Source organism: Acidianus sp. HS-5, from assembly GCF_021655615.1.
Classification (GTDB): domain Archaea; phylum Thermoproteota; class Thermoprotei_A; order Sulfolobales; family Sulfolobaceae; genus Acidianus.
The window spans coordinates 97,437-115,297 of sequence record NZ_AP025245.1 but is presented as its reverse complement, the minus strand read 5'-3'; the positions used below and the strand labels follow the sequence as shown (position 1 = coordinate 115,297).

General features: G+C 34.9%; 17 protein-coding genes. 6 read left to right on the top strand and 11 right to left on the bottom strand.

Annotated features, from left to right (window positions below):
* Positions 1 to 154 precede the first annotated feature (154 nt).
* The 4 genes from HS5_RS00685 to HS5_RS00670 are packed head-to-tail and all read left to right on the top strand — an operon-like array spanning position 155 to position 2,736.
* Positions 155 to 538 carry a DsrE family protein gene (locus HS5_RS00685; RefSeq protein ID WP_236752168.1) on the top strand — a complete coding sequence of 128 codons (384 nt, stop codon included), beginning with the start codon at positions 155 to 157 and terminating at the stop codon, positions 536 to 538.
* Between the two features lie 5 nt (positions 539 to 543).
* Entirely contained in the window at positions 544 to 1,872 is a 1,329-nt protein-coding gene (locus tag HS5_RS00680) for an NAD(P)/FAD-dependent oxidoreductase (RefSeq protein WP_236752167.1), read from the top strand.
* Complete coding sequence (locus HS5_RS00675) at positions 1,865 to 2,203, top strand: hypothetical protein (RefSeq protein ID WP_236752166.1); 339 nt, start codon at positions 1,865 to 1,867, stop codon at positions 2,201 to 2,203. The genes HS5_RS00680 and HS5_RS00675 overlap by 8 nt, the downstream gene beginning before the upstream one ends.
* Positions 2,200 to 2,736 (top strand): thioredoxin family protein, encoded by a 537-nt coding sequence (locus tag HS5_RS00670; RefSeq protein WP_236752165.1) that lies wholly within the window; start codon positions 2,200 to 2,202, stop codon positions 2,734 to 2,736. Before HS5_RS00675 ends, HS5_RS00670 begins: the two co-directional genes overlap by 4 nt.
* A 570-nt stretch (positions 2,737 to 3,306) precedes the next feature.
* Here HS5_RS00670 and HS5_RS00665 read toward each other — a convergent pair.
* The 10 genes from HS5_RS00665 to HS5_RS00620 form a co-directional block, all read right to left on the bottom strand.
* Complete coding sequence (locus HS5_RS00665) at positions 3,307 to 3,630, bottom strand: hypothetical protein (RefSeq protein ID WP_236752164.1); 324 nt, start codon at positions 3,628 to 3,630, stop codon at positions 3,307 to 3,309.
* Positions 3,631 to 3,713: 83 nt separating this feature from the next.
* A complete protein-coding gene (locus HS5_RS00660; protein WP_236752163.1) occupies positions 3,714 to 4,733 on the bottom strand; it encodes a histone deacetylase in 1,020 nt (339 codons plus the stop codon).
* Position 4,734: 1 nt separating this feature from the next.
* The gene (locus HS5_RS00655; RefSeq protein ID WP_236752162.1) at positions 4,735 to 4,998 is read right to left on the bottom strand and encodes a sulfurtransferase TusA family protein; all 264 of its coding nucleotides are present in this window, start codon (positions 4,996 to 4,998) and stop codon (positions 4,735 to 4,737) included.
* Positions 4,999 to 5,181: 183 nt separating this feature from the next.
* A complete protein-coding gene (locus HS5_RS00650; protein ID WP_236752161.1) occupies positions 5,182 to 6,816 on the bottom strand; it encodes an NAD(P)-binding protein in 1,635 nt (544 codons plus the stop codon).
* An 81-nt stretch (positions 6,817 to 6,897) separates the two neighbouring features.
* On the bottom strand, positions 6,898 to 7,425 hold the full coding sequence (msrA, locus tag HS5_RS00645) for a peptide-methionine (S)-S-oxide reductase MsrA (protein WP_236752160.1): 528 nt from the start codon (positions 7,423 to 7,425) through the stop codon (positions 6,898 to 6,900).
* A 113-nt stretch (positions 7,426 to 7,538) separates the two neighbouring features.
* Complete coding sequence (locus HS5_RS00640) at positions 7,539 to 7,874, bottom strand: DUF2173 family protein (protein WP_236752159.1); 336 nt, start codon at positions 7,872 to 7,874, stop codon at positions 7,539 to 7,541.
* Between the two features lie 381 nt (positions 7,875 to 8,255).
* Entirely contained in the window at positions 8,256 to 9,227 is a 972-nt protein-coding gene (locus HS5_RS00635; protein ID WP_236752158.1) for an ABC transporter ATP-binding protein, read from the bottom strand.
* On the bottom strand, positions 9,224 to 10,024 hold the full coding sequence (locus HS5_RS00630) for a carbohydrate ABC transporter permease (RefSeq protein ID WP_236752157.1): 801 nt from the start codon (positions 10,022 to 10,024) through the stop codon (positions 9,224 to 9,226). The genes HS5_RS00635 and HS5_RS00630 overlap by 4 nt, the downstream gene beginning before the upstream one ends.
* Positions 10,021 to 10,839: a sugar ABC transporter permease gene (locus tag HS5_RS00625; protein WP_236752156.1), complete on the bottom strand. Its 819-nt coding sequence runs from the start codon at positions 10,837 to 10,839 to the stop codon at positions 10,021 to 10,023. Before HS5_RS00625 ends, HS5_RS00630 begins: the two co-directional genes overlap by 4 nt.
* Before the next feature lie 5 nt (positions 10,840 to 10,844).
* Positions 10,845 to 12,185 carry an ABC transporter substrate-binding protein gene (locus tag HS5_RS00620; RefSeq protein WP_236752155.1) on the bottom strand — a complete coding sequence of 447 codons (1,341 nt, stop codon included), beginning with the start codon at positions 12,183 to 12,185 and terminating at the stop codon, positions 10,845 to 10,847.
* A 710-nt stretch (positions 12,186 to 12,895) separates the two neighbouring features.
* Here HS5_RS00620 and HS5_RS00615 point away from each other — a divergent pair.
* Together HS5_RS00615 and HS5_RS00610 are read left to right on the top strand one after the other, a co-directional pair.
* Complete coding sequence (locus HS5_RS00615; protein WP_236752154.1) at positions 12,896 to 14,554, top strand: AMP-binding protein; 1,659 nt, start codon at positions 12,896 to 12,898, stop codon at positions 14,552 to 14,554.
* A 342-nt stretch (positions 14,555 to 14,896) separates the two neighbouring features.
* Complete coding sequence (locus tag HS5_RS00610; RefSeq protein WP_236752153.1) at positions 14,897 to 15,625, top strand: glycosyltransferase; 729 nt, start codon at positions 14,897 to 14,899, stop codon at positions 15,623 to 15,625.
* 23 nt (positions 15,626 to 15,648) lie between these two features.
* Here the strand turns inward: HS5_RS00610 and HS5_RS00605 are convergent, their stop codons facing one another.
* Positions 15,649 to 17,730: a molybdopterin-dependent oxidoreductase gene (locus tag HS5_RS00605; protein WP_236752152.1), complete on the bottom strand. Its 2,082-nt coding sequence runs from the start codon at positions 17,728 to 17,730 to the stop codon at positions 15,649 to 15,651.
* Positions 17,731 to 17,861 lie beyond the last annotated feature (131 nt).

The following is a 17,861-nucleotide window of genomic DNA, read 5'->3' as shown; positions in this document are numbered from 1 at the left end:
TTTTACACCTAAATATCGTTTATCTTAAAAATATTTAAGCTTTTTGGTATTGCTTTATTTTCTAAATAAACTTATAAAAAGCTCTACGAGAATGTAACATGATTTTGTTTGATAAAAAATATAAGGAACTAAAATTAAATAAATCAAGATAAACATGTCTCAAGAAGAGGAGCAGAAAAAGAAGATACTAATTGTAGTAACTCACGGCCCAGAAGATTTAGACAGAACATATGCGCCACTATTCATGGCATCAATATCAGCATCAATGGAGTACGAGACATCAGTGTTCTTCATGATCAAAGGACCACTATTATTATCAAAAGCTTGGCAGGAAGAAGAGAGAAAGAAAGGAAACAATCCATTCATACACTTCTTCGATATGGCAAAGGATAACGGAGTAAAGATGTATGTATGCGTACAAAGCCTCAAAGATATGTGCCATATGAATGAGAGCGATGTAGTTGACGGAGTAGAATTAGTGGGAGGGTCGACACTAATAGACTTAACATTAGATGCAGATAGAACATTATTCTTCTGATGAACATGTATGTGATAATCGGCGGCGGATCTGCAGGTTACGTAGCGGGTAGTGTACTTGGTAGAGAAGGAAAGGAAGTAACAGTAATAGAGAAAGGAAAATTCGGAGGAGTTTGCGTAAACTCGGGCTGTGTTCCAAGTATTTTTCTTTCAGATATTTCATTTCTTTTTTCTAGATTAAATGAAATAGGCAATTATAAAGGATTAGAAATTAATGTAACCGACTCAAAAGAAAATTTTTTCTCAAAAAGAAATGAAATAATGGATTACTTATCTAATGCAGGAAAAGAGCTGGTAAGGAGTTCTGGAGCAGAAATTATCGAAGGAGAAGCAAAGATAGTTTCGCAAAACGAAATTGAAGTTAAAGGGAAAAGAATAACCTTTGACAAGTTAATAATAGCCAGCGGATCAATTCCTTCAAGACCAAAAATTAAAGGAATAGAAAGGGCAATTAGTGAAGATGAAGCAGTAAATCTGAACTTTGTTCCTTCCTCAATGGTTGTAATAGGCGGAGGCTATGCAGGAGTAGAAATTGCGCAAATATATGCAAGGTTAGGTAGTGAAGTAACTCTAATAACTAGAGGAAAAATAATGAAGTATTTGGATGATGACGGACAAAGAATAATAAAAGAAAGTTTAGACTGGGACGGTGTAGAATTAATTGAAAATTGTGAAGTTGAGGAAATAAATGAACAAACAGTAATAACAAAAAGAGGGATAAGTAAAAAAGCTGAAGTAGTAGTTTATGCTACAGGGAGAAAACCTAACCTTCCAGAAGGAATAGGACTATTGGGAGTTAAATATAACGATAACGGAGTTGTAGTTAACAACTTATTACAAACTACAAACTCTAAGGTATTTTCTGCGGGAGATATAATAGATAAAGAAAAAAAAGTAGCCCACGTTGCGATGTTAGAAGGAGTAATTTCAGCACTAAATGTCATGGGCAAAATGGAGAAAATTGACTACTTTTCAGTACCGCAAGTAGTTTACACAGATCCGCAAATAGGAATTGTAGGAGATAGGAGACTAGCGGTAAAGGAATGTAAATTCCCCCTATCTGCTTCTACTAGAGCTATAATAAAAGGATTAAGGGAAGGTTACGCGAAAGTAGGTATTGACGAAAAAGGAAGAATAGTTTACGGTGAAGTAGTCTCTGACGTAGCTGAAGAGTTAATAAATGAGTTGGCAATTGCAATAAAGGCAGGAATGTTTTGTAAAGATTTAGCTTTTTCAGCACTGGTTCATCCTTCACTCTCTGAAAGTATAATAAATGCGTGCAGAGGATTCTTTAACCTCGACGTAGATAGATTTCCTAAGGATAAAAATGCTTGAAAAATACTTAGAGGAAAAAGGTTACAAGTTAAAAGTTGAGGGAGGAAGAAAAATAGTAGATATGAACGATTATTCTTTCTATATAGAAGGGAATAAGTGCATATTCCCCATTCCTTTGCCCACAGGTAACGAAAACCTGGACGATTTAGTTAACATGGGAGTTCAATACGCAAGAGCCTCAAGACTAATTCAAGGACTAGGTTCTCCTGTTTCGTATTCCGTGGAAGGCCCAAAAGTGCTTGTAATTAAGGAATTCAAAGATGAAAATGAATTGGAGAATAAACTTACTGCTGCAATGGATAAAATAGAAAGTTTGAGGTACTTCCTATGAGCTACGATCCAATAATTAAACAATACTCCTCAGCAATAAAAGGATTAAAAATTGAGGAGTGTTTAGCCGACGACCTCTTTGATGAAATGAAGGAGAATAATGAAATAGTAAAGCTCGAAGGCTGTAACAGACCAGTAGTTAAAATAGAGAAGGACGGTAGAAGGTTCTTTACTTATTATGGAGTTCCTGAAATTAACGAGCTCTGGCCATTTCTTAACGCCTTAGTTAGAATATCTTCAAAAGCAGTTCATCTTCAAGAGGATGAGCTGGAACTCGCAAAGAAATTAAAAGGAAACCTAAAGCTCTTCGTTACAGCAACATGCACACATTGTCCTGCAGCAGCCGAACTGTTCTATCAAATCTCTATAGTTAACGATAAAGTAAACTTGGAAATTTACGATGTAGACGTCTATGAAGAATACATCGACAAATACCACGTCCTGAGTACTCCTAAGATAGTGTTCAACGAGAAGGAATTCCCGTCCTTTCCACCTTTAATACTTCTAAAAATGCTCACTAAGGCTACTTTTTAGTATACCTTTAAACGTGAAAAAGACACTATCAAACAAAGCATATGAAGCTCTTCTTAAAGGAAAAAATGAAGGAGATCTCTGATGTGATATTAAGGTTAACGTCACGGGATAATAAGAAAAAGGATTCTCAAGCCTACAGGAATTTGGAAGAATGCAAAACTCGATAATGTAGTAAAAGAACTGGAGGAAATATGGTCAAAATGAAGTGTTTAGATACTGACATTATAATTGACCTCCTAAGAGGGAAGAGGAGGCTGTATATTATATAAAAAACACAGAGGAGCTTTTGCTACTACCATAAACATTTTTGAAGTTTATTTTGAGACTATAGAATAGAAAACAGAAGGCTTAGATGAATTCTCTTAAAATTTTAAACCTAGATAAAAATTCCTCTAAAAAGGCTGCTGAAATAGGTTCAAAACTTTCTAGGGAAGGAAGACAAAATAGAAGTAAAAGACTTGCTGGTTGCTTCAATCTGCTTAGTTAACGACTGCATATTGGTCACTTCAAACGCAAAACACTTTTCAAGAATAGAAGGAATAGTGATTAAGAATTGGGTAACTTCAGAAGTCACATAACTACGACCTTTACTCCTTCTTTTTCAGCAACTTCCTTAACTTTATCGCCTGCAGAAGTTATTAAATAATAACCTAAATCTTTAGCTAAAAGCAATGCTTCTGTCTCCTCAATGCTTAATCCTTCTAATGGCTGAAACTTATGAGAGAAAGCCAAAACCTTAACTCCTTCGTCTAACGCTTCGTCTACATTTATTCCTTTCCTTAATGCATAAGATAACCCTGAGGTTGTTATAACCAAGAAATATTTTCCTTTAAACTTTTCAATAACTTCATGAATATTCTTGAAAAGTGATGGAGATATTACTGCATATTCCATGGTTTAAAGTAGGATAGTGACGATTAAAAGCTCTTCTTACCAGATTTTCATATTTCAACTTATCTAAAGAAAAAGAGCTTTAATTAAGAATTATTTCTAATATAAACTGTATAAAAAGTTTTCAAAAGTTTATCAACATTATCCCTAACTTCTTCCACATTACCGCTAGATTTCTCTTCAGGATCATCTTTCTTACCTAGATAACCTAAAATATATTCAAACATACATAAGGCAGAGCTTTCTCCATATCCTCCTCCACCATACGAGATTACTTTAAATCTCAACTCTTTCTGGAGTCTCCTAACCTTCTGTCCTAAGTAATTGAAGGAATTTGCAGTTAAATTAAGGAAATGAAGACTATCATCTTTGTGACCGTCAACTCCAGCATTTACTAGTAAATAATCTGGGTGAAAGTCTTCCAGAACTTGCGTAATCTTTAATGCTTCAGCGAATGCATCGTCTCCAGAACCTTTAGGTAGCTGAACGTTTAAGTTTACACCTTTCCCTTTGCCTTCTCCTACTTCCTCCATTCTTCCGTCACCTGGAAAGAAGTGACCATCATAACCGAAGATATTCATCTTCAGAATTTCATCATTATAAAGTATTTTTTGAACTCCGTTACCGTGGTGAGCATCAACGTCAAGTATTGCTACCTTGTACTTTTCTGAAAGAATTTTTGCAGTAATTGCTATGTCGTTTATAGGACAAAAACCCATTGCTCTGCAAGGCAGGGCGTGATGAAACCCTCCCAAAGGTACATAGATAAAGTCTAGGAAAGATGAGAACTTTATTGCAGTAAAACTACTCCCAAGAACTAAGAGAATATCGTTAAACATATCAGGATAATAAACAGTATCTCCGTCATCTAGAAAACCTATATAAGGTGATTTACTAGCTTCTTTCAACTTCTCCACATATTTCCTGGAATGAACTATGAGAAGGTCTTCTTCCCTTGCAGGTTCTGGCGTAATAAAAAGAACGTCATCACGTACTTTTTCCAGATACTCCTTAAATTTCCTTATCCTTGCCTTAGCTACGTCTCTAATCATTGGATGAGAAAAGGAAATCTCTAAAAATCTATCGTCCCAAACTACGCCTATCATTTTAGCATCCGGTAAAATCGCTTAGGTCAACTCTCTTCTTTTCCTCCTTTTTCTTTTCGAGTACTAACGTAAATACTCCTTCCTTCTCCTCATGTTGCAGTACTTGACAATTAGCTAAAGTAGTTAATTGCATTAACATTTCATCACATTTAGGATCCTTGTAAAAAACCTTTAATTGTTCTCCGTTCTTCATTTCCATTATCTTTGCCGAAACTTTAAGGAATGGTTCCGGGCATTCGAGGTTGACCAAGTTTAGTTCTTCCATAAAATTATGAAAATCAAAAAAGTAAATAAGTTTTTACAGGATATAATTACTTAAGACTCTTCCTTAAATGTGCTTTGCAAATTGCTTCTTTTTTATCAATGCTGACTTAAGTCTACTTTCAAAACAACATATGATTGCGAATTTAAGGGAAATTGATGAGTTTAACGACTAAAGAAATTAAGTTCAATAAAACCCTTTAAATGACCTTCCTGTCCAATAACCTTTAGCTATTGCTTTACCTATAGAAGGTTGATCCTTCCTTATATCCCTTAGTATTACATCAACTTTTCCTGGATTCTCAAATCTAACTCCTATTTCCTTATACTTCTCCATAAGGAAGTAACTTCTATTCCTATCCAAGCCTTTAAATACATTACTTGTGACATATATTTCATTGTACTTAATCCATTCGAAAATGTAATCTTGATACGCATATAAATTGGAATCAATCAGAATTCTTAATCCTTTATATTCCACAAATTTAGGCTGAGATTCCTTTGGTGTCATGTCTAACCCTTTAGCAGTGCTCTGTAATCTTATTTTAACACCTATACCCTTTAGCTCTTTCTCATAATAATCCAAAATCCTTAAGAATTCAGCTCTCTTAAACGGATCTCTATACTCGTTAAGTTCTCCACCTAGTTTATCTCCTCTCTCATAAAGTTCTACTTGAAATCCTCTAATAGCTAAAATTCTTGCAGCCTCTAAGCCTGCTAATCCCCCTCCTATTACCTTGACTTCTCCTTCTCCTCTCTGCAGAGGTAAAATCTCCCAACCAAGCTCAGGGTTTACATCACATCTCACCTCCCTAGTTGATAGAAGTCTACAAGACTGATTACACCTTATACAATACCTTATAGGCCTATTATTTTCAACCTTTTCAACCCAATCTGGATCTGCCAATAATTGTCTGCCTAAAACTACTGCATCAACTACGTTTAGGGCTTCTTGTGCCTCCTCTGAAGTTGTAATTGAACCTGCTAACATTAAAGGTAAATCATTAACAAAACCCCTAACTACTTTTGCCTCTTCTAAGTACGAAAGCTTCTTATAATAAAAGCTTGAAGATCCTCCAAGAGGACCGTCTCTTCCTGCAGACAGGTGAACGTAATCTAACTTATTCTTGACTCTAGAAACTATTTTACCTACCAGCTCTGGAGTTAAACCATCACTATCAAATTCTGTAGATGATATCCTTAGCCCAACTGGAATACTTACTTCTCTCCTTACTTCATTAAGAATTTCTTCCAAAAACTTGACTCCGTCAGAATATTTATCCTTCCTTTTGTTAGTAGCTGGAGATAGAAACTGCGCTATCAAATAGCCATGAGCACCGTGAAGCTCTATTCCGTCAAAACCGCTCATTTCAGCCCTTTTTGCTGCTTTTACAAAATCCTCAATTACTCTGGTTATATCATCTTCCGTCATTTCCTTGACCGGCTCTATTAGAGGTATATTAGAAGGGGCAATAGGCTCATTACCCCAAATTAAGCTTCTTTTTGTTTTCCTACCAACGTGAACCAACTGAACAAAAATTTTTGAGCCGAAATTGTGAACAGCTTCAGTAAGTCTAGCGAATTTTGGAATTAAAGTATCATCGTAAAGCCCCAATTGGTTAGGCGACCCTCTTGAATCTGAGTTATTAATATAAGTATACTCTGTAATGAGCAACCCTGCAGAAGATCTCCTAACAAAATAGGCTATATGCTCTTCAGTAGGATAACCTTCTGGAGATGCTAAATTTGTTATCATTGGAGACATTATAACCCTATTCTTCAGTTCAATGTCTCCTATCTTTAACGGTTCGAAAAGCTTCATACGATTGTTTGATACCAAATAGTTAAAAATTTAGCTTAATATGAAATTATACTAATTATTAAGTATAAATTTAAATTCTCATCAAATTTGTTTTGCTTTTTCGGGAAAGTACTTTAAGAACTTCTTTATCTTAGGATCTATAACTAACCTACAGTAAGGATAACGCCTATGAGTATCGTAAAAATTATGGTGATAATCTTCAGCTTCATAAAACGCATTAAAAGGTACTACTTCTGTGACTACTTTTTTACCCAACTTCTTCGCAACTTCCTTTACCATCTCTTCAGCAATTTTCCTCTGCTCATCATTATGATAAAGTATTATAGACCTATACTGAGGACCTACGTCATTGCCCTGTCTATTTGGAGTTGTAGGATCGTGAATTGCAAAGAATATCTCTAAGATTTCTTTATATGAGATGACACTAGGATCGAAAGTAATTTGTACAACCTCAGCATGTCCCGTTTCACCTGTACAGACTTCCTCATAAGTAGGATTAGGTACTTTTCCTCCAGAATATCCGGGCTTAACGTCTACTACACCTCTAACTCTTGAAAATACTGCCTCAGTGCACCAGAAGCATCCTCCACCTAAAGTTGCTTTTTCCATATGTAAAATGTGAAAAGGAAAGATTTAACTTATTGTTAGAATATTTTTTAAATTCTCTCAGTATTAAGCACTATTAAAATAAGCAAATTAAAAGAAAAAATGATTTAAAAGGGTTAGCTCTGGGCTACTTCCATTAATGTTTTGAATATTTCATTAAAGTCTGCTTTGCTTAGCTCTACAAATACTCCGTAGTTACCCATTACGCACACTGCATAATCTCCTGCTGCTACTGCCCACCCGTGGAAGGGAGTCCATTTCATTCCAGATAGTCTAGTAAATCCTTCTGCCTGCATTTTGCCCATTAATGTATTTGCTGCAACCATCATTGCTACCATCTCAGCCATTTCTTTTGGTAGATTACCTTTGTATTCTACTAATTTTCCGTCTGGCGTATATTCTCCTGCAGCTAATGCTCCCTTTAGACCCATTAAACGATCCAATTTATCCATATTTATCCCTAATTTAAATAGTGTATGTTTAGATTATATAAAATTTATGATTAAAAAATTTTCTTTTGATATTTTTATGAATTAAATTATCATGCTAAATTTCTACATTTTCATCGTGAGCTTTCCACTAATATAAATCCGTTTAACCCCGTTAATGAATGCTAAAAATTAAAAATAATATAATACTACTTATCTTATAAAAAATTTATTTGCATTTAAATTTATAAATATTATTTAGATAGAAGCAACTTTAGGATTGGCTTATCTTAAAATGATCATGTAAAATAGACAATATACTATTATCTTCAAAACATTATAAGCTTCAAAGTGTTATGTTCTTCCTAGAAAAAATCTTCAAGGTTTAGTTCTAATAAAAATTAGTTATTCTGTATCTATAAGAATACCGTCCTTAAATCTCCTATACTTCGTTATACTAAACGACACCACACTCCCTACACTGAACATTTCCTTTGATTTTATAGTTACCTTATAGTTATCAACATCACAGAAGAGATATATATCATCTCCTAAAACTTCTACAGATTCTACTGTGCCCTTCAGTTCTCCATCCAATTTTGTCCAAGATGGTCTGAATCCTATTTCTACGCCTTCTAACCCGATTATTTTTCCAGGTAAGAAGTTCATTGGAAAATCTCCTATAAATTCTCCAACCCATTTTGTTCTTGGATACTCATAAAGCTCCATAGGTTCACCCACTTGTTCAAATTTTCCATTATGGAGAACTGCTACCCTATCTGCTAAGCTCATTGCCTCTTTCTGATCATGAGTTACGTAGATGAACGTACCGTTAAGCTCCTTCTGAATCCTTTTTAACTCTCCTCTTGCAACAAACCTTACTCTTGCATCTAGATTAGATAGAGGTTCGTCAAGGAGGTAAAAAGAAGGTTCTCTGACTATAGCCCTAGCAACAGCAACTCTCTGCTGCTGACCTCCGCTTATCTTAGTAACGTTCATTTTTAGAATATCTGAAATTCCCAATAACTTTGCAACTCTTTCTACTCTCTTTTCAATATCGTCCTTTTTCAATCCTTTCATCTTTAACGGGAATGCTATATTATCGTAAACTGTCATGTTAGGATATAATGCATAATTTTGAAAAACCATTGCGACGTTCCTTTTTTCTGGAGGTAAGTTAGTAACATCCTTACCGTCTACTATTATTTTACCTTTATCTGGTTTTTCTATTCCAGCAATGACTTTAAGCAATGTACTTTTTCCTGCTCCACTAGGCCCTAAAATCACAAAAAATTCTCCAGTTTTTATGGTTTCGGTTATTCCATCTAAAACTACTTTACTCCCGAATTTTTTCGTTAAATCTTGAAATTGGATCATGCCTTTACACCTCCTGCTAAGTATTCACCTTTCAAATACTTCTGCAAAAATAGAGTAAGAATAATTACGGGAATTGTAAATACTAAGGAAAATGCTACTGCGGCAAGTTCATTCCCCCTAGTTATATTAATGTAAATTTCTACCGGTAATGTTGGATGTATTGGAGAAAGTATTATTGCATATGTAAATTCATCCCATGAAAACATCCACGAAATGAGGAATGCGGCAGCAATTCCAGGCAATGCAGTAGGTATTAAAATATCCTTAATATATGAAAACGTAGATGCACCGTCTATTTTTGCTTGATATTCAATTTCTCTAGGAACCGCAGAGAAAGTACCCTGCATTATAAAAGTTGCTAAAGGTAAGGTTATCAATTCTTGGACAAGTGCTAATCCAAGGATCGTATCAAATAGGTGAAGCTTTATAAATTCAGCACTAATAGGTATTGCTACAACAATTCCAGGGACCATGTTAGTTATTAATAGTAGAATTAAAACTGGATAGGCTATCTTTCCAGGTAATCTGCTTAAGCCGTATCCTGCTGGCACACCTATTAAAATTCCCAGTATCCCTACCAAAGTAGCTACTGAGAGACTTTTGAAAAATGGGTGAACGAAGTCATATTGAGTAAACGCATATATTAGATTATTTAGAGTAAAAGCCTTAAATACTAGGGGCGGATAAATGGTCTCTATAGTGTATTTTGCTGGGCTAAAAGCTATCATTATTAGAATATACAGCGGAAGCAGGAAGTATATTGATAATATTACGATAGCAATATACCAGAACTTCATTTCCTACCACTCAATTTTATATTTAATATTATAAAGACTGAAATAAAAGCTAATAGGATTACTGCAGCTGCGGAAGATAAATATATCGTTGTAGTTGAATACAGTTCATAAGCTAACGTAGTTAAAAGTGAAGGATGATAACCTATTAAAACCAATGGTAATGCAAATATATTAAATTCACTTACACCTCTTATGATTAATGCTATTGCAATAAATTTCTTTAAGTTAGGTAAAGTAATATGGAAGAACCTCCTTATGGGTCCTGCGCCGTCTAATGCTGCAGCATAGTAAAGATCTTTTGGTATTGAGAGCATTCCTGATAATAATATTAGCATAACTATTGGAGTATTTTTCCAGCTATCTGATATCATTACTACCAAGAGGGAAATATATTTATTTGCGTACCAATTAACTGTAGGTAAATGCAATAAATGTAAAAACGAGTTAGTATAACCTCCAGTAGTTTGAAAGATGAATGAAAAAGTTATTGCAGCAACAATGGTAGCTACACCCATGGGTATTATAGTCAACGTGGAAAAAGCTCTCTTACCTCGAAATTCTCTAGTTAAAATTGAAGCAATTGCCAACCCTAAAAATAGTTGTATGAATAAAGCCCCAACTGTAACTATTACTGTATTCAAAATAGTTCCACAAATATTAAAATAAAACAATTCTTTATAATTAGCAAGAGTAAATTGACCTCTACTGTTTAAAAAGCTAAAATAAACAGCATCAAATGAAGGATAAAAGGCAAAAATTCCTACATAAATAATTGCAGGAATAGTAAAAAAAAGGTATTTTAAATTTTGATTCACTAAGTTCACCCGTAGAGCGGATGATACATTCCTTCTTCATATTCATGAGCTACTGTAGGATTATATGTTGTCTTTAGGTATGAGTACAGTTCTGCATTAGCTTGGCTTAATATTGATGGAATCTGAGAAGTTGGAGCATGGTCTTCCACGATCTGGACGAATACTTTATCTGCTATGGTATTCCATTCAGAAATCCACGGTACTGGTTCTCTGAAGAATGCGTTCTGGAATGCTGCTTCTTCGGCTTTGAATAATGTTGAAATATTTGACGGTAAATTCTGATAAGCCTTGGCATTAACTGCCGGCTCTCCTAAGATCATTATTATATCTCTCTGTACCTCAGTTGATAGCAAGAATCTGACGAATAACAATAAGTCATGTATATGTGTTGCACCCTTCGGTATGGCTAACACATCGCCTCCTACTAAATGATCGCTATTTACGGGTCCTGCAGGACCAGGATAGAACCCTATATTTGTTACATTTATTCCTTCAGATTTCATTGTAGCGTAAATGTATGGCCATTGATAATCTAAGATGTAATATTCTCCGCTAGCCAATCCTTTATAACTACCCCAATATCCATGAATATACTGAGGGTTAAAATAAGCTGAAAGTTCATCTAAGTATGTAAACGCCATTATGTCTCCCGAGTCATTAAAGAGAAATGGATTTCCTCCTGCTTGAACCATCCATTGATATAACTCGGTTGATGTGCTTGCTCCGCCATGACCTTGGAACATCACCGGCTTTACTCCGGTTTTCTGATATATTACTTTAGCATCTTGCATTAATTGGCTCCAATTCTGTGGTAAAGGCAAATTAAGCTCCTTAAAAGTTGTCTCATTATACCATACTAATGGAATATTTCCTCTAAATGGTATGAAATATATACCATGGTATACGGATTGCTCATAGTTCATTAAACTAACCATGGAAGGTATCATGCTAGGCGGAGATATAGTTGATTGATAAGGAGTCAAATTCATTAAATCTCCAGCACATAATAATTCTCCTATAATCATGTTATCTTCTGCTATCACTGTAGGACCTACGTCGCCACCCTTTTCTAAAGATTCTATTGTACTTACCATATCCGAGGCACACTCTACAGTTAAGTGAACGCTAATATTAGGATACATTTTCTCAAACTCTGGAATTATAACGTTGTCAAAGACTTTAGCTTCAGAAGGAGCAAGATCATCATAGTAGTTTATTGTTACTTTCGTAGATGGATGAACAGTGGTAATATAGTATCCTACCCCTCCTGCTATTGCTATTACTATGATTGCTATTATTATTGCTATCGAAGTTTTAGTTAAAGCCTTCATCAATTTTTTATTCATTTTAAAATCCCGTAATACTTTACGCTTTAATTGTATAAAAAATTAATTATGGTATCAACTATTATATACCGTTTAATCTAATCTTAATCTTTATTTCAATTATAATATTACTTTTAACTTACTACAAACCATAATGTAGAAATTATAAAAATCTACAAAAAAGTTAAATATCATTTAATTCGAAATTATCCTCATTATTGACATTATATAAATGGTTTATTTATAAGAAGACATACCTTACGCTTCTGAATCTGAACAGTAGAGCAACTTTAACGTCTTCACGTCAGTGCTTTCAAAAAGTTTATAGCCTTAGACAAAGGATATAATACTAAATCATAGTCTAAGAACTTTTACAAAATACTAGTGTAATAAAAATATTGTTTAATTGTTCATTTCTTTGCATGATGTACTTATAAACGATAAGTGTTAACTGAAATAATGTAAGTAAGGTTTATTTCAAAGACTTTTTTACGGTGTATTTCCCGCAGGGCGATTCGGTCTAATTGCAAAATTAGGAAGGAGAGACATTCAATTAAACTATTAATCATCGAAAACGTATTTGACCATTAAAGTCTCAATATTTCCTAATAAGATTACATAAACAAAGTGAATTCGCAAAGAAAACCCGAATCGCCCCGTTCTAACCTAATTACATTAGAGTCTAGAAAACTAAGAAAAATACTTTTTATCGAGAATTTAGAAAATTATCTATGGACTATAAGACCGTGTATAACCTAGCATTGGAAAATCCAGACAAATACTGGGATCCTTTTGCCTCTTCCCTTAAGTGGTTTAAGAAATGGGATAAAACGCTAGATAATAAATGGTTCATAGGAGGGAAAACTAACATCGCGATGAATTCTCTTAACCATTCCGGTAAAGCCTTAATATGGTATGGCGAAAAGGAAGTGAGAGAAATTTCCTACAACGATTTAGATAAACTGTCACGGCTTATTGCAGGGAAATTAATTGACTTAGGTGTTAAAAGAGGGGATAGGGTCGCGATTTATATGCCTAACATGATAGAGACAATAGCCTCAATTTTAGCCTGTGCCAGGTTAGGTGCAGTATATTCATTAATATTTGCGGGCTTAGGTTATGAAGCAGTAAAATCCAGGGTAGAGGACTTTAAACCTAAGGTTATAATTAAAGCTAATAAAACCTATAGGAGAGGAAAAGAGATTCCCCTATACTTGGAAGGGAATATAGTTTTTGATAGAAATAAAGAATTTGACTACGACAATGAATACGGCAGTTACGAGGAGGTAGAAAGTAATGAGCCGTTAAAAGTAATGTACACTTCCGGAACTACTGGTAAGCCTAAAGGAATTATTTTACCTCACGGAGCCTGGATGGTTGGAGATTATACGGTTTTCGACATAATGTTCTCACTTAAGGAAGGTGACGTAGTATTTACTACTGCAGACGTAGGCTGGATAACCTTCTCAAGGATAATGTATGCTACGTTACTCCACGGATGGACGTTGGTGTTTATGGAAGGTGCCCCGGATTATCCTAAAGACCGCATACCTAAAATAATTGATGAGACTAATCCTAAACTCCTCTTCACCTCTCCTACTCTTTTAAGGCTTTTAGTAAAGTTAGGGATAAAAATGCCTAGAGTTGAATTTGCTGCTACTGCAGGAGAAATAATGGACGAGAAAAGTTGGGACTACGTATCTTTTGCTGATAAATATACTGACGTTTACGGTCAGACTGAACTTGGATATGTAGTAGGAACACCCTTCTCCATGGGTGTAGAGCCAAGAAAAGGCTATGCGGGAGTTCCGTTCCCCGGGGCAGTGCTAGATACAGTAGACGAAAACGGTAGGCACACAGACGATGTAGGTTACTTAGTTATGAAATCCAAGTTCCCTACACAGTTTATAGGTATCCTAAATAATGAGGAGAAATTCAAGGAATATTTCAAATTAGGGTATCATTTTACGGGAGATCTTGCAATTATGAATGGAAATTATATAAAAATAGTGGGAAGAGCAGACGATATGATAAAGATTGCGGGACATAGGATAACTAGCGGAGAAGTTGAGAGCTTAATTTCTGAGGTACCTGGTGTCGTTGAAGTTGCAGCTATAGGAGTTCCTGACGAAATTAAAGGAGAAAAGCTCGACATATTCGTAGTAGGTGACGTAAGTGAAGATCAAATTAGAGAAAAAGTAAAAGAGTCGTTAGGATCTATTTACGTTATTGACAAGGTATTTAAAGTGAACAGACTACCTAGGTCTAGGAGCGGTAAAATAGTAAGGAGAGCACTTAGGGATGTTATTGTTGGGAATAAGTTTGATGAGACAATGTTAGAAGATCCGGAAGTTCTAAGGGAAATCATTGACATCGTGAAAAATAATTGATAGATTTGAAATTTAATAATAATCAAGAAAAATTATTATTGATCTAGACACGCCGTATTTGGTACTTATCCTTACGATAGCGCTATCATAAGATTAAACGCAGTTATTAGCATTGTTGATTAAATCATTAATGTATATAGGATAATATAATAATTCAGAAAATTATTATTATGAACATTTTAAATATACTCGATCAAAACATATGCATAAAAATTATTTTAAGACCTTATATTTTTATTAAGACGAGTTAACAGCGTATATAATATTAAAAAGTATTTAATAATTATTCTCTATATAAAGAAAATACTTTATAAACCTATAATCTCTATTTGTTCTATAAAAATGTTATCCATAGTGATTCCAGCATTTAACGAAGAAAAAAGAATAGGAAGCACGCTGAATAAGTTATCAATATGGTATAATTCATCCGAAATTATAGTAGTCTTTGACGGAAATGACAATACGCCCGAGGTTGTAAAAGAGTATAATGCAAAACTTTACGTTAGCAAGGAAAGATTGGGCAAAGGAGGATCATTAAAGAAAGGTATAGAATTCTCATCTTATAAGAAGATACTTCTGATTGATGCCGATTTACCGGTAACTCGTGATGATCTGAACAAGATAATTTCTACTAACGCTGACTTAGTGGTAACTACAAGAAAAATGGTAGGCATGCCATGGAAAAGAAGGTTTTTGCACAAGGGTTTTATCTTGTTAACTAAGTTTTTCTTTCCAAGCCTTAGAAAGTTCAAGGATTTCCAATCTGGAGTTAAACTAGTAGATAGAGAGAAGGCACTCCGCTCGCTTGATAATTTAATAATAAACGATTTCTTATTTGACGTAAATTTAATTTATGAATTTAAGAGAAGAGGTTACAAGATAAAGGAAGAAGAAATAAGTTACATACATGATGAAACTGATAGTAAGATTTCTAGAAAATTGATTAAGATAATTGTGCTAATGTTCTTGTCATTAGTAAAACTTAGAGTGTATTATTCTCCTTTCAAGGGAATATTGAAATCTAGAACTTACCTTAAGGCCCAAGATTTTATTTTGAGAATTTTGAGGTAATTAGTTTAATAGAAAGAAAAAAATCACATTTTCTTTATCTTAACAATGTTTAAAGATTGTGCTATACTTCCTGCTATAGGATCGGTGATTTGGTCGCTTATTAAGCTATTTACGTCAAAACCGTGGCTGTACGCAAATTTTTCACCCCTTGAATGCCTGCCAAAGCCGAAGTAAGTGAAAACGGTATCCTCCCTTATATCATCAGTAACTTTAACCTTGCATCTAACCTTCTCGCCAGTTGTTAAGGATATTAATTCAACATCATCGCTATCATTTATTCCTAATTTTTCTGCTCTTTTTCTATTTATTGTAACTGGATTGTCTGGAGCCAGTTTAATCAAGGTAGGAATGTCGAAAGTTATACTATCCTGAGTATGATATAACGTGTGACCGCTAGTCAGATAGAATTCATCGTCTTCCCTAGGTATCACGTTTTTCTCTATGTAAGTAGGTAATGGATAATAGCCATGTTCATGAAGAGTAGAGGAATATATCTCAACTTTCCCTGAAGGTGTGTTTAGCCCTCTCTTATAAGGATAAACTTCGTAAAGTTCTGCAGGAAGATTTACGCAACCCTTTGAGTATAACTCCTCCTTATTTATCCTCAGTTTTTTCAAAATCATGTCTTGTAAAGATTCGAAAGTATCATTTGCTAAACCTAGCCTTTTCTCAAGCTCAAGCAATATCCACCACAACGGTTTAGTATCATGCATTGGATCAACAGCCTTCTGATGTATATCCACCCATGACTCTAAAGTCCAACCCACTGGTAGCGGCAATTCATCCCTTTCTAAATAAGTTGACTCTGCTAAAACTACGTCGGCATATTGAGTTACGTCTGAAGGCATTACATCAACTACTACAAGGAAATCTAGTGAACTTAAAGCCCTCCTAACTAGATCACTATTTGGATCCCTGCCGTCAAGGTTGCTCCCTACAACCATTAAAGCCTTTATAGGATAAGGACTGCCGGTTAATATTGCCCTATATACTTCTTGAAAAGCGGCATATGTTAAAGGATACCTAATTTTATCTATCCTCTTGGCTTTAGCTCTATTCTCTTCAAAGAGCTTTATTTTAGGTTTTTTAGAGAAAACTAACCCTCCCTTCTTGTCGAGGTTACCTATCATTGCGTTAATTACAAATGCAGACATCCAGGTGTAAGTTGAATCTGTGGAGAAGGAAGTGTGCCAACCATCATCTATAACTGCGGAAGGTCTATTCTCCCAAAGGTTTTCAGCAATGTACTTTACGTCATCGTAAGTTGCTCCAGAAATGTAAGTAAGTCTAGGATAGACTTTCTCTCCTTCCTTCATTAATAGATAGAAAGCTGTAGCAACTCTCCTGCCATCTTTTTGCCCTTCATAAAGTAACTCGTTAGAATAGTCATTAGTAGGAGATAAGTCATCCTCATAAATTAACAGTGACGCATTAGTGTACTTCTTAAGGAATTCTTCATCATACATTCCGTTCTTTATCATGTAGTATATTACTGATAGGAGGAAAGCGGTGTCAGAGCCAGGCCTTATGGGAATCCACCTATCTGCATACCTTTGAGCTATTGCAGACTTCCTAGGATCTATTACAGATATTCTCATTCCATTTTTCCTTCCTTCCTCTATCCTCCTCACTATGTCTGGGACTATTCCTTCCAAAGGATTCCTACCTATAAATACGACAAACTTGGAGTTGGGATAATCTGGATCTATACTCCTAGGTCCCTCAGCTCCTAAGACTAGTTCAGCTGCTACAGTTCTAGGGCCATGGCAAACTGATTCATGACCAATTAAATTAGGAGTTCCGTAAAGTGCTGCAAACCTCTCCAACAACTCTTTACCGTAGTCGTGGAAGGTTATTGCTAAATATTCCGGATGGCCTTCGTCTAACAATTCCTTAAGTCTTTTAGCAACTTCGTCTAATGCCTTATCCCATGTTGTGGAAACTAAGGAATTCCCTTCTTTGATTAAAGGGGCCTTTAGTCTATCGGGGTGAGTAAGTAAATAAGGCCCTGCTGCTCCTCTACCACAAATGCCCGGTTGTGGGTGGTTTCTATTTGCGGCAACTCTTACAGTTTTCCCTTCTACTGTTGCAATTATTCCACACATATTTTTGCACATATAACATCTTAAGAAAGTCATACACTATTTTTTATCACAAGTTTTATTTAACCTAATTAGTAATCATGGAAATATTTCTGTGAATAAATATACAATTTCTCGTATTTTCTAACGTAAAA